General features: G+C 35.1%; 10 protein-coding genes. All 10 read right to left on the bottom strand.

Annotated features, from left to right (window positions below):
- Positions 1 to 135: 135 nt before the first annotated feature.
- Positions 136 to 2,058 (bottom strand): nucleoside-diphosphate sugar epimerase/dehydratase, encoded by a 1,923-nt coding sequence (locus CA2015_RS15165; RefSeq protein ID WP_048644552.1) that lies wholly within the window; start codon positions 2,056 to 2,058, stop codon positions 136 to 138.
- A 779-nt stretch (positions 2,059 to 2,837) separates the two neighbouring features.
- Positions 2,838 to 4,085 (bottom strand): IS4 family transposase, encoded by a 1,248-nt coding sequence (locus CA2015_RS15160; RefSeq protein ID WP_262485601.1) that lies wholly within the window; start codon positions 4,083 to 4,085, stop codon positions 2,838 to 2,840.
- A 341-nt stretch (positions 4,086 to 4,426) separates the two neighbouring features.
- The gene (locus tag CA2015_RS15155) at positions 4,427 to 5,005 is read right to left on the bottom strand and encodes an acetyltransferase (RefSeq protein ID WP_048642662.1); all 579 of its coding nucleotides are present in this window, start codon (positions 5,003 to 5,005) and stop codon (positions 4,427 to 4,429) included.
- Between the two features lie 28 nt (positions 5,006 to 5,033).
- Positions 5,034 to 5,621 (bottom strand): sugar transferase, encoded by a 588-nt coding sequence (locus CA2015_RS15150; protein WP_048642661.1) that lies wholly within the window; start codon positions 5,619 to 5,621, stop codon positions 5,034 to 5,036.
- A gap of 10 nt (positions 5,622 to 5,631) precedes the next feature.
- Positions 5,632 to 6,798, bottom strand: a complete 1,167-nt coding sequence (locus CA2015_RS15145) for a DegT/DnrJ/EryC1/StrS family aminotransferase (RefSeq protein ID WP_048642660.1) — start codon at positions 6,796 to 6,798, stop codon at positions 5,632 to 5,634.
- 205 nt (positions 6,799 to 7,003) lie between these two features.
- A complete protein-coding gene (locus CA2015_RS15140) occupies positions 7,004 to 7,960 on the bottom strand; it encodes a UDP-GlcNAc--UDP-phosphate GlcNAc-1-phosphate transferase (protein WP_048642659.1) in 957 nt (318 codons plus the stop codon).
- Between the two features lie 332 nt (positions 7,961 to 8,292).
- Positions 8,293 to 9,222, bottom strand: coding sequence for an NAD-dependent epimerase/dehydratase family protein (locus tag CA2015_RS15135; RefSeq protein WP_048642658.1), 930 nt, complete (start codon positions 9,220 to 9,222; stop codon positions 8,293 to 8,295).
- Positions 9,222 to 10,412 (bottom strand): glycosyltransferase family 4 protein, encoded by a 1,191-nt coding sequence (locus tag CA2015_RS15130; RefSeq protein ID WP_048642657.1) that lies wholly within the window; start codon positions 10,410 to 10,412, stop codon positions 9,222 to 9,224. The genes CA2015_RS15135 and CA2015_RS15130 overlap by 1 nt, the downstream gene beginning before the upstream one ends.
- Complete coding sequence (locus tag CA2015_RS15125; protein ID WP_157470491.1) at positions 10,409 to 11,983, bottom strand: alginate lyase family protein; 1,575 nt, start codon at positions 11,981 to 11,983, stop codon at positions 10,409 to 10,411. The genes CA2015_RS15130 and CA2015_RS15125 overlap by 4 nt, the downstream gene beginning before the upstream one ends.
- A 69-nt stretch (positions 11,984 to 12,052) precedes the next feature.
- Positions 12,053 to 13,075, bottom strand: coding sequence for a glycosyltransferase family protein (locus CA2015_RS15120; RefSeq protein ID WP_048642655.1), 1,023 nt, complete (start codon positions 13,073 to 13,075; stop codon positions 12,053 to 12,055).
- Position 13,076 lies beyond the last annotated feature (1 nt).

The raw sequence follows: 13,076 nt of genomic DNA, 5'->3' as shown, positions 1-13,076 counted from the left end.
CCAACCGCTTATCAAAAAATAATGATGAGGCCTTAAAAGTCAGAAGATTTAATTTTTAACGATTAGGATAATATACTAAGTCAAGGCAAAACAAGCCATATCTCCCATCTAAATTTACCTTAAGGCATGAATGTATTAAACCTTTTTATCCAAATCCTCATAAATGGAATTCTTACTGAGGAACTCCGGGATAATTTGTTTCATTTTAAGGACAACAGAAGTATTGTCATGATGCTTATTAATAACGAGCAATTCACTAATCGCTGCATTAGCTTCCCTATAAGGGTATTCAAGTACTTTGGCTATGCTAATCTTGTGATGATGTGTGGGAAGCGTTAATTCAGCAGAAGAAAGCAGTTCCTCATACAACTTCTCTCCAGGCCGTAAACCGGAGTACACAATATCAATGTCCTTACCTTCTTCTAAACCCGCCAGTTGGATCATTTTTTTGGCTAAATCAACAATTTTCATCGGCTTACCCATATCAAAAACAAAGATCTCACCACCTTTACCCATGGTGCCGGCTTCCAATACCAACTGAACAGCTTCCGGTATGGTCATAAAATACCTTGTAATATCAGGATGGGTAACTGTTATTGGTCCACCATTCTTAATTTGCGTACGAAAACGTGGTATTACTGAGCCATTGGAACCCAAAACATTTCCAAACCGCGTGGTAATAAACCTTGTTTTGCAGGTTTCCAATCCATTAAGAGATTGGGTATAAATTTCTGCCAATCGTTTAGAAGCACCCATAACATTGGTAGGGTTAACTGCTTTATCAGTAGAAACCATTACAAATTTATCCACTTCAAAAAACGCAGACAGATCGGCAATGTTTCTTGTCCCTCCTACATTCACCGATATGGCCTCAAATGGATTGTTTTCAATCATTGGCACATGCTTGTAGGCAGCAGCATGATAGACGATCTGAGGCCTACACACATTGAAAAGCTTGTGCATCCTTTCATAGTTGCTCACATCTGCCAGGACTACTTCCATTTTAGCGTTTGGAAATTCATCTTCCATGGCCAGTTGTATCTCATGCAAGGGTGACTCTGCATGGTCGCACAATATCAGCAAAGCAGGTTTGTAAGAGAGCACTTGACGGACAATTTCAGAACCAATGGAACCAGCAGCACCAGTCACCAAAACCCTTTTACCTTCAAGGTCACTTTGCACCTTTTGTTGATCTATTACAATTGGTTTGCGCTGTAACAAGTCCTCAATGCGAAGCTTTTTGATTTGCTTACTAGGCAGTTCACCCGAAAGCCAGTTTTTAGCCGGTGGTATAGTCAGTACTTTAATTCCCAAACGAATGCATCTTTCAATCACTACCCGTTTTTCTCTACCATTCAGGTTTTCGTTGGTGATTAACAATTCCTGAATATTTTTTTGCTTTTCAAGCCTGCCAAGCTCTTTAATATGATAGACTTTCTTTTGCTCAAGGTAATTATTAAGCATACTTCTATCTGTACTTATAAATCCTTCCACTATATAGTGGATGTCGGGATCATTGGTCAATGCCTGTTTAACCAATACCGCATTTTGATCAGAGCCAAAAATCAACACCCTATGAATTGCTCTATTGGTCATTTTACTCATCAGAATTAGAAAAGTCGCTTTGGCCAATAATCTAAAGGCTATCAATAAAGTGGAGACAATAAAGAAATTAACGAGCAAGACCAACATCAAAAACCTAGTATTCAATGAGATCCAGCGTTGCCCTATACCATAATAGAAAACAATAAACAATAAGGTAAAGACCAATGCGGCTACAAAAATATGGAAGAGGTCTGTGGAATTTGAATACCTAAGCAGTCCAGTATGCAGTTTTGAAAAATAAATCACCGGCAAGGCTATGGCACAAAAGCAACCGGTCACCAATATATAAGGTACAAACTCCATTTGGTCAAAACCAAATCCACCAATGATTAAATAGGCAAAAGAAAAGGAAGCAAATACTATAAAAATATCCACCGATAAAATCAACAAAGGGTGAATATGTTTGTCGTTCTTTAAAAAATTTCTGAGTGGGTTTAATTTTGATGTTAGCACTTTTTCCAAATCTGTTGAAATTTAAACTAATAATTAAGCAATAAATATACCGAAATTATGAACTAAATAAATATAATATAAAACCCATAAAATTATAGTATTCAGCGTAAAATTACGAAATAGTTAATTTATTAACTAACCAAATAATTTCACTTAAAGCAATAGCCAAGCTACAATCAATCCCGGTTTAGGCGTTAATTTACAAATCAGTAACATACCCTATTATTAATAGGTACTTATTCTTTGGTCACTTAAATAAGACTAGATTCTATATTGCCCTAAACCTTATCAAGATCAAGCTGTGAAAGGGTTAAAACAAGCCATTTACAATCAAACCACCTAAAATATTATTTTAAAAGAATATGACCTTCACATATACCTGTTATAAATAAATCTCTAAATAAGTTTTGATCCATTTTACTATGATTATTTAGCTATGAAAACTCCTATTTCACGGGGTTTATCGCAAAATAGAATTTGAAAGTATAAAAACTATCCCTGATCGTTTATTGAAATTAATTGACAAAGAAACAGGATAAATAGTACTTAAAACTATTTTTATCCTATAATCAACCGCAAATATACGGTATTTACCTGAAGAGTCTTTCTCTTTAGGTATTATAAATAATAAGGGTATTTAAAAATGTACAAAATTGAAAAGACTAGAAGTTCTTGGTAGCTTATTAGTCCCATTTTTTTATAAGAATACTTTTAGAGACTCAAAATAGGCCATTTAAAATATAGAAAAAAAATTAACCCGGATTATCAATGTCGTTTAGTTAAGGTTTATAAGTTATAAAATTACTGGGTCTGGCAGTATACCTTTTTATTCTAGGAACTGACCTGTTGGGCCGTATTATTTCAAGTTGAAGCAACAGTTTGAAAGCATAATCAGATATTTTTCCAATGATTTTGTCCATTCCTTGTTTGAGTTGATCAATTATAGATTTGGTTTTACGATACGCCTGGGTTCTGTTGATCTGATAAGTGTTTTTCCGTTTTTTATTACAGTAGTCAATCCCTTTTTTGGTAAGTGTTTTACTGAGAATGTTGCTCAAGTTGGCCCTGAGAATGATTCTATTAAAATCCTGGAGAACGGCCCTGGCCGTCTTTCCGCTCAGGTTTTCAAGTTCCGCCCTAGTTTTGAGTAGCTTGAAAGACTCTTCAACAGGCCATCTTTTCCTGTAGAGCTCACGTATTTCCTTGACAGGGTACTTCTTATGGTCAACTAGGTTGGTTATCAATATATGGTCTTCTCCTGATGCAATCGGTACCCGTACGAGCCTTAACTTGAGTGCCTCAGTAGGAATATTCCTTTCCCTACACCTGTTTAAGGCCTCTTTGGAAGGGGACACCTCTATGATCTGCTGTTTTTTGGTAGATGCTAAAAATGCCTTTGCATGTTTCCATCTGTTTGCCTTTACCCTGATGACAAAGGATTTCTGTTGCTGAACCAATGAGGACATGAGCCAAAAGGCCGCATAAGCCCTATCCATTATAAGCAGGTCGCCCGGCCCTAGACAGGGAAGATGACTTTCACACAGAGCAAGTTCACTTGTCCTGTAATGTTTGATCTTGGCATCTATACTGATTTGGTTGAGTACATCGTAGGCTTGGGAAACACGGGCTAACACTACTTTTCTCCCGTTTTCAGTCCGGGTTTCGAAATGGCCAAAACCTTTTGCCAATTCTTTGCTGTAAGGAAGCTGCAAAGTACTGCCGTCGATACCTATAAGCCGAAAACCTTTCCATTTACGGATATGGCTGGCTTTATTATAATAAAAAGAACATTGTTGTTCATTGAGCCATGTAAACACCTTGGGGTTTAGTTTGGATCGTTGCTGACTGAATGCTCCTTTGGAATAGCTGACCGATTTGTCGGAAAAAAAATTATCAAGTTCTTGCTGAACACTCGATTTACCCAGGCCCAACATGAAGTAGATAAGATCTGTAAAACCCAAACACCGCTGACGAACAAACGCTGTGTTAGTCGTACGGAACCTATCGCGTGTTAATCCATTTTCTATATTGTTTTTTAATAGTTTTAAAAAGTCCTTCGAAAAGGAAAAGGACTTGATTGTTGTTAGATTATTTTCAAAAAAACTACGCTCCCTTTTCTTTCCTAAAAATAATAAAAATTCCTTAACTAAACGACATTGCCCGGATTATGTAATAGGATTTCTTCGCCCTGACGATAGTCAGGGGTGATGCCTGTCCCGTGTTTACGGGAAGTGTTGCAATCGCGAGACAATCAGGCTATTTGGAAATTTTAGCATAGCACCGCTATGGTGAAATTTCCAAACAGCAACGATTGGGTATTTTGAAGCGATTTCAGCACGTAATAGATTGTCTATTGCATATTTCGGTTTTAATCTTGTCTCCTCTTAATAGCCCCATCCGGAAGGTTCTTACTTACTACTGCGCCAGCAGCTATTGTGCACCATTTCCCTACCTTCACACCTGGCAATACTGTACTATTTGCACCTACAAGTGTACCTTCACCAATTTCAGCTCCCCCGCATAAAGTAGCTTGTGGAGCTATATGTACATAATCTCCTACTACACAATCATGATCTACCGATGAGCTGGTATTTACTATCACTTGTTTGCCAATAAATGTGTTTACTTTTACTATAGCTCCTTCCATTATTACTGTTCCTTCACCTATTGTAGTACGTCTGCTAACGATTGCTGACTTATGCACTATGATACCGAAACTGGTTCTTTTCTGAAACCTCTCTTGCAAAAGCTTTCTGCGCTTGTTATCTCCAATCGCAATAAACAGCGGTGCATCAAATTCAAAATCCTCAGGAACAGGTCCATTCACTTTAAAGCCAAGTATATCCTTAATTTTTGGGTCATCATCAAATACACCTGAAATTTTTACATCAGGATCCAAAATGTCTATTATTGCTCTCGCTTGGCCTGAGGCTCCGAATATATACATGTAAAATTGAGGTTTGAGGTTAGAATTTTTAGCCCGTAAATCTTTCTGCACTCACGGTATTGTTAAAATTTATATTTTCCCGCATAAGAATGGGCTTGACCGTCCAAAGCAAAATTTTTAGATCCAATAAAAAATTTTTATTGCGAACGTACCAAACATCATATTTGAATTTTGTATTCCAATCAATGGTATTACGCCCTTTCACTTGTGCTAGACCAGTAATTCCAGGCAAAACCTCATGTCTTTTATTTTGCTCCGATGAATACAAAGGCAAGTATTCCGGAAGTAGAGGTCTCGGACCTACAAGGCTCATTTCGCCTTTTATTACATTAATTAATTGTGGCAATTCATCCAAAGAAGTTTTTCTTAAACCGGCACCAATTGGAGTCAATCTGTATTCATCTGCCAAAAGACGACCATCATCACTGCAAGTATCCGACATGGTCTTGAATTTAAGCAAATAAAAAATGTTTCCATTTTTACCAGCCCTCTTCTGTATAAAAAAAACTTTGCCCTTGTATTCCCAAAAAAGCAACACAGAAATCAAAAGCAGGAGTGGTAAAAAAAAGACAAGCAAGACAAAAGAAACAATTAAATCAAATAACCGTTTAGTCATAATCCCCTCATTAAACTGATTTCTCAGAGTTCCAGATTACCTCTTTATGTAATCTATAAACAACATTGATAATTCTATCAAGATCCATCTCAACCAATCCTGACCCGCTTGGTAAACAAATGCCATTTGAAAACAACTTTTCTGCTATGTCACCTCCAGAATAGCTTGCTCCCTTATACATGGGTTGGAGGTGCATTGGTTTCCATAGAAATCTGGATTCAATCCCATCCTTTAATAGAAATTCTCGCAAGTCAGTAACTTCAAAACCGGTAATTTCCGGATTAATAACGATGGTAGTCAACCACCTATTAGAAAAATAACCTTCAGGCTCTTTCAAGAACATTACTCCCGGTAAAGAAGCTAAATTCAATTTATAATAATCGTAAATGCTTCTTCTTTTTTGGATTCTGTTTTCCAACACTGCCAATTGTGCCAAGCCAATACCAGCAGAAATATTGGTCATTTTATAATTGAACCCCATTTCAATATGTTCAAAATGAGGGAAATCTAATTTTGCCTGTGTAGAAAGGTATCGAGACTTTTTTTCCCAAAATCTGTTATTGGTCAATAAGGCACCGCCACCTCCTGTGGTAATGATTTTGTTCCCATTGAAGGAATAGATGCCTAAATCTCCAAAAGTCCCGGTAAACTGGTCTCCAATTTTTGAGCCCACGGACTCTGCTGCATCTTCTACTAAAGGAATGTCATAAGTCTTGGCTACTTCTAATAACCTGGGCCAATTTGCAGGCATACCAAAAAGGTTAACAACAATAATAGCTTTTGGTTTTTTACCTTTAGCAATACGTTCTTTTATGGTTTGTTCTAATTTCTCAGGACACATGTTCCATGTGCTTTCCTCACTGTCCACAAAAACCGGTGTGCCACCCAAATACAAAATCGGATTTGTAGAGGCTATATAGGTAAAGGTTTGGCAGATTACTTCATCTCCCATTCCCACTCCTAATAAATGCAGTGAAAGATGAATGGAAGAAGTACCTGAGTTTAAGGCAACAGTGTGTTGGGATTTAAACCGGTTTTCAATCGCTTGCTCAAATTGTCTGATAAAAACTCCATTTGTAGCAATGTTTTCTTGATCTAAAGCACGCTGTACAAATTCAATTTCCTCACCTGTAAATTGAGGAGAAGACAAATAAATTTTTCCTTTTTCTTTAGTCATTTTTAAACATTTGCTACCCGCCATAGTAAAAGGATAGAAGACAAATCTAAGCGATTCAGAAACAATACCAAAAGGTTTTTTTTAAACTAATAACGCTTAAACTCCAATTTTAAAATCAACAAAATTCAATTACAGTTTTAATTATTGAACTTACACTTTTCCTAATTTAAAATTTAATTTTTAAATTATTGATAAAAAGTAAAATTTAGCTGAGTTCAATATTTTTTTCTGCAGGCTTGGCATATTTACGTAAAAAGTAATAAAAAAGAAGTAAAATGACAACAAAAATCAATCCGGGTACCCATTGAATTTCTTCCAAACCAATGGCATATAACCAGAGAAAATTAATAAACAATTGCAAAAATGCATAGGCAAATGAAATGACCAAATGATTGAATCCTTTTTCATTGGCGAGGTACTGATACAAATGAGTACGATGTGGTTGGAATATATTTTCCCGTTTGGACAAGCGGACAAAAATGGTCATACAAGCATCTACTCCATACAAACTGAAGAAAAATAAATAAAATGGATTTCCCGTAATAAAAATAACTTTAATCATCAGGTAGCCTAGTACCATTGCCATACTAATACTACCTACATCACCTGCGAAGGTCTTGGCCTTTTTACGAACATTAAACCAAGCGAAAATAACACATGACATGCCTACCAATACGATCAACTCCTTATCTGAAGCCAAGGAAGGAAGTTGATAGAATGTCATTAGCGAAACCAAGGCATATAAAACCGTTATTCCATTGATTCCATCCATGAAATTAAATAAATTGGTCCACCCTATCAATAAAAAGAAGAGGACTGGAATCCAGTACCCTAAGGAGGTACCTTGACTGATGTCAAAGATTAATAGACCTGTCGCTAATAAATGCACGGTAATTCTTGGCAATTGGTGTAATGGTTGGATATCATCTACCATACTCACTACACCTACCAATAATATCCCCAATGCCAATGGCCATGTAGCTGCCCCCATTACCCAAGCTAGAAAAACAGCAAATACAAATACAACTCCCCCTCCTCTGATCGTAGGTTTGGTATGAGAGGAACGTTCATTGGGCTTATCAATAATGCTAAATTTCTTCGCAATTTGAAAATAGACTAGCTGGGCAGCTAAAAGCAATAGAAAAAGAATAAAATAGTACATAAAAATTTGGTTTTGGAAGCGCAAATATAAGGAATCTTTAAAAAAATTAGGTCTTTATAATAAGGGAAGATTGTAATTAAACTCAAACAATCAATCATCGATCATTAAGGGGATAAAATAGGTTTGAATATCAACTATTTCTATACTTCCCACAAAACTTCAAAATAGTATACTAACATTAAGCACTATTTAAAGTAGTACTGAATGAAGAAAATATTAGGACATTTATTTTTTAAAGAAACCATGAAATCTCAAATAATGAAAACAAAAAAACCGCAGATCATGATGAGAACAATCTGCGGCTATCTGGTGAATTTCAATATATGAATGTGTTAAATAAAAGCCTTAAAGGTCTTTTTTAATCCGGTTTCAGCAGACATGGGCAATGGTTCTCCTATGCTTTTCACTATTTTGCTATTATCCACTTTGTAACTTTCAGTTAATTTTTTCAAGCGCTCGGAAGTAAGAGGTAAATGAAGCTTATCCCCTACTCTAGCACAAGCAGTAATAAGTGAAGCTGGTATTGCCCATAATTTGGCTCTTTTATTTAGAGAAGCTGCCATTAGTCGGATCAATTGATTGGTAGAGAAGGCACCTTCATCTGCTACCTGATAAACCCCTGATGGAATGTCTTTATTTAATAATTGGAGAATAACCCAACAAAGGTTGTCCACTGACAAGAAAGAACGTTGATTATCAAAGGCAGCCAATGGAAATGGCAACCCTTTTTTAGCAAAGGCAAATAGTAAATTAAGATTACCTTTATTTCCTGGACCGTGAATCATGCATGGTCTAAGGATATATACCTGTTTGTCAGCAGGCAGGTTCTTAAGTATGTATTCCTCCGCTTGAAGTTTGGATTTCCCGTAAGGGGTAACAGGATCACATTTCGTTTCTTCTGTAAGCCAACCCTCTACTGTATCCGCACATGCCTTGACAGAACTAATAAACACAAAGTTCTTTGCCTCAGGATCTGCTAAAAACCTATCATAAAGCTTTTTTGTCAAGCCAAAATTAACATCAAAATAAGCCTGATCGTCGCTTGTCTTTTTTAAATCATGTGCTTTTCCAGCTAGGTGAACATAATGAGAAGCTGAAACGGTGGAATCAGCAAAGAAATCTTCATAGGTTAAAACCTCTTTTCCATCCCCAGCGCTTCTACTAAGCGAAAGAATATCTCCTTTGCCATTATTATTCAGGAATTCATAAAGGTTTTGGCCTACAAAACCTGAAATGCCGGTAATTAGAATTTTATCTGACATTAATTTAGTAAGTCTAGTATGGAAGTGGCCATTTTCTCATTAATGGCATCTCTATTGAATTTTCGAATAAAATCAGACCTATCAACAGGATCATGTTCTTCCGATTCATATTTATTCAGTTTCTCTACCAACTCTAAGGCACCCCCCGGAAAGAACAATAAGGAATCGCCTAAGTTATCCTGAATAAATTCCCTTGCATACCCATTTACTCCTGCCAATAAAGGCTTATTGAACATGGCCAATTCAAAAATCTTAGATGGGAGCACCTTTTTAAAGGCCTCATAATCGTTTAGATGTATCAAAAGATAATCAGCATTATGGTACTCTTGAATAAGATCATTCCTTCCCATAGGATCTCTTAAAATAATATTGCTAACCTCTAGCTCCTCAATCTGATCAATTAATAACTTTTTAGCTCCACCATCACCGATAATATGAAATTCATGACTATGACTCAATTGTTTGGCAGCCTGAGGAACTATTTTATGCAAACCTTGACCTTCCCCGATATTCCCTGCATAAACTATCCGTTTCTTTTCAGATCTGGCTTCTGATTGGTTAACACGCTTATTTTCATCTATAAAAACCTGATCTATTCCATTGCTAAAATAGGAATAAGTAGCTTTTTTATAGGTTGAGAAATAAGGCTTGAAACCAGCGCTTATCAAATTAATATGCTTTGCATAGCCAAAAGTCTTTTTCTCTATGTATTTCAAAATAGGAATTGCACCGATTTTAATTACAGGACTTTTTAATACATCATTTATGGTATCCACAAAAATATCCCGTATATCCAGGTACAAGGGTATATTTCTTTTTTTAGCTATTGTATACCCAAGATAGGCTGTAAATAATCGGCTGGAAGAGGCGAAAACCAAATCATAATGTTGACCTTTTATTCTGGATTTAACTTCATCAAAATAGGTTTTGAAACTAATGGATTGATCCTTAATACCACTATTGTGTTGCGGAATAGCTATTCTTTCGATTTTGACATTCCCATCTACCTCAACTGCCTCGGCTCCTTGAGAAAAAGAACTGTACCGATTAGGTAAAGTAGTAAAAACATCTATTTCAATGTTTTTATTTTTTCCCTGAAGGGCAAGTTCTTCCAAAAGTGGGGAATTCCGAAAAGATCCCGCACATAAGTCTGGTTTAAAATAAAAGGTTAAATAGAGAATTCTTTTCATTTTTTTTCTAAAAATTTAATACTACACTCACCTATAAATTTTACCTCCAAACATTTAGCCGGAACTTGACAATTGTAGCCTGTATTGTATTCATAATCATTAACCATAACTTCTACCTCATTTGAGATGAGGAGAGTGGAACCATTAGAGAATTCAATTTTACCTGAATCAATTAGGTTAACTTCTACTTTTGGGTGAAGGTATAATCTTGAAACTGCTATTTTATCTGATTTTATTTTATCTTCAATTATTAAGGTATTTGAAACCAATGAGAAAGATCTAAAATGCTCAAATTTATCAAAGGATAGGTAAGCTTTTATATTATTAACAGTAGATGCCAATAGGGTAACTTTAGGTCTTTTACCTACTCTAAAACCACTCCACACTTCCGCTGTATTCTGATTATCTATGGTAACGGTATTATGGGCCATGGTACTTCTTTCCAAACTTCTTTTAGCACCAATTTGGTAGGTGGATATTCCCATATCTACTACAAACGGCTGACCAAATGCATATAAAACAAAAGACAATGAATCAGCATGTGCATGACCAGGCTGATAATCAGGGCTTATTCCATGAACATCTGCCACCAATTCAAGGTTATTTGTTTTTAATTTCCGATAGCCTGAAGATTTCAATGGTGTTTTTAAATCCGGAGAAATTTTCAATTTAACTGCTAATCCAATCAATTGCTTGGTCGTAAAAGCTATACCATCTATTGAATCGTTGAAGTGAGGAATATCGCCATTATCAAAAGAAATAGATTTTAACCAGTTAATCATTCGTTTAGCCACAGTATGGAAAATTCCATAACAAGGATTTTCTGAAGGCAAGTAATCAAGCACCTCCAAAATTCGAAAAAGGATAATTTGATGATACATGGGACTCAATTCAAAATGAGCTCCATCATCCAAAATTTGTTCTTCGAGTTCCTTTTTTAAAAGCTTTTCGGCCAAAGTAATCCAAACAGGATTCTTAAAAAAATGCCCCCCCATTAATAGGGCAAATCCATTTTCCAAAAGGTGATTTCCCAGTAAATGATATTCCAGATGTTTAGAAAGATAATTGACCTCACCAAAAACTCTTTTCTGTAGAAATTCATCACTGCTTTCCTGTTGACTTAAAAAACGAATAACGTTCATGATTCTCAAAGAAACAGGATAGGGTTCCAATTTCAGTGCCCCTTGCTCCAAAGCAGAATATAGATCTGACAATAAGGTTAGCTTTATTTCTTCAGAAACATCCTCTTGCCTTAAAAAATCTACATATTGAAGGTTATAATTCCATAGTTTCCCGTAGCCTTCATCCGCCCAATCAATTTTTGAAGAAAATGTTTTATCTTGATTTAAAAAAGTAAATTGGTATTCATTATCCAATACTTTTAAAACAGTTCCTATTTTAGGTAGCGGACTGAAATGCAATTTAGTTTCTGCTACCCTAAAATCCTTATAATATTCAGGAAGTAAAGATGGTTTTGTAAATCGATTTTTTAACTGATAAGCCACCTGAATAGGTTTCAGGTGGCTTACAGTATGTAAAACCCTCACTAGGATATTTAATTTTGAAATCAAATTAATTGGAATTTGAATAGAAACAAAAGAGTGATAATTATAATTTTAGGAAAATTATTAAGTAATAATTTAGATTTTATCAAAAACATTTTTATGTTTTTCAGCCATTTTCTCTATAGTATATTTATTGATACATTTAGTATACAAAATTTCACCTTTTTCCTTAATTAAAGTATGATTTTTATCTAATTCTAAAAAAAGAGATTCAACTTCATTTCTATCATTAAAATTTAGAAAAAACTGATCAGCTTCTTTTGCAAGAATTACTTCAGGAGCATGATTTACATCTGAATTAATTATTATAGGTCTACAATGACAAGCAGCATTCATTACCAATAAGCCAACATGTCCAGGATTAATTACAATATTACTCCATTTAAAATGCTGTAGTAATAAATCTCCATGTGCACCATCAAATAATTTAACATTCAATGGAATTATTTGATCTTTAAAATAATCAATCATACCTGGCCCAACAAGCCTAAAACTAAAACTAGGATAATTATGAGCATTATTAAGAATAAATTCAAGATTTTTTCTTTTTTGAGGACGTCCCACAAAAAGAAAATTAAGGGAATCATTAAATTTATTTTCAAGTTTATGAAATTCATTAACAGAAAATTGACTATTGTCAAAGCTAACTACATTTAAATTCTTTAATCTTTTAGCAATGTCATCTGAATAAACTAAGGTACCAAAAGACTTTTTTAACAACCTAATCCTTATATAATCTAGAAGGAAATTATTAGTTCTACCAAAGATTTGTCCCCACCATACCCATTTAACCTTTGATGAACCAGAAAATAAAAAATTCAAAACGCGAATAGGGTATCTAGGATTTAAAGCAACGCAAATAACATCAGGATTAATACCACGTATTAAACTAGGTAATTCAAAATTAAATCTAAGTTTTTTACCAATAGTTTTCCTAAGTTCAATATAATTATAGCCCACCCGCTCAAAAGGAGGGGTCAAATTATCTCTTTCACATGGGTGAGCAATTACAGTGAGTTCATAATATTGAGCCAATTCCCGCAAAAAGGATTCTCTATAATTAGGTGCATGATCCAATAAAAACAAAACCTTTTTCATT

Source organism: Cyclobacterium amurskyense (genome assembly GCF_001050135.1).
Taxonomy (GTDB): Bacteria; Bacteroidota; Bacteroidia; order Cytophagales; family Cyclobacteriaceae; genus Cyclobacterium; species Cyclobacterium amurskyense.
The sequence above is the reverse complement of the archived record's forward strand: the minus strand, read 5'-3'. Positions and strand labels throughout refer to the sequence as shown.